The organism is Actinocorallia lasiicapitis, from assembly GCF_054778695.1.
On the sequence record NZ_BAAGZI010000832.1, the window covers coordinates 1 to 826 of the forward strand.

Genomic DNA, 826 nt, shown 5'->3' on the forward strand with positions numbered 1-826 from the left:
GCGCCAGCTCGCCCCAGGTCAGCGCCCGGGTCACCGTCGGACGGCTGGACGCGCCGCGCCGCCCCCCGATCCGCGCCGTCTGCACGGCCGTCAGCGAGGAGGCCCCCGACCGGACGAAGCACCTGCCGGGCAGCGCTTTGGGGATCCGGGCGGCGTCCGGCGCGTCGATGACGTCGCTGGAGTCCTCGGCGTCGGTCACCCGCAGCGCGATCCGCAGGTTGGTGTTGGCCCTGATCTCGGCGGTCACCACGCCCGCGGGCCGCTGCGTCGCCAGGATCAGATGGACGCCCAGGGACCGGCCGCGCCGCCCGATGTCGACCAGCCCGTCCACGAACCCGGGCAGTTCGGCCGCCATCGTCGCGAACTCGTCGATCACCAGCACCAGCCGGGGCAGCGGGGCGCGCCCCCGCCCATCCTGGACGTAGTCGTCGAGGTCCTTCGCGCCGACGGCGGCCAGCACCTGCTCACGGCGGCGCAGCTCGGCCGCCAGCGACTCCAGGGCCCGTTCGGTGAGCCGCCCGTCGAGGTCGGTGACCATGCCGACGGTGTGGGGGAGCGCCGCGCAGTCCTTGAACGCCGCGCCGCCCTTGTAGTCGATGAGGACGAAGGTCATCTCATCGGGCCGGTTCCGGACGGCCAGCGCCGCGATCAGCGACTGGAGCAGCTCGGACTTGCCCGCGCCGGTCGTCCCGGCGACGAGGCCGTGCGGGCCGTCCGCCCGCAGGTCGAGCGTGACGACGCCGCCGGTGCCCGATCCGATCGGCACGGCCGTGGTGCCGCCCCGCTTCCACGAGGCCAGGACGTGCGCGGCCGACGGGTCGGGCAT

1 protein-coding gene is annotated in these 826 nt (G+C 75.1%); it reads right to left on the bottom strand.

From position 1 onward, the window contains the following. On the bottom strand, positions 1-826 hold an 826-nt coding region (locus tag ACYVE7_RS34940; protein WP_460370949.1), incomplete at both ends, for an FtsK/SpoIIIE domain-containing protein.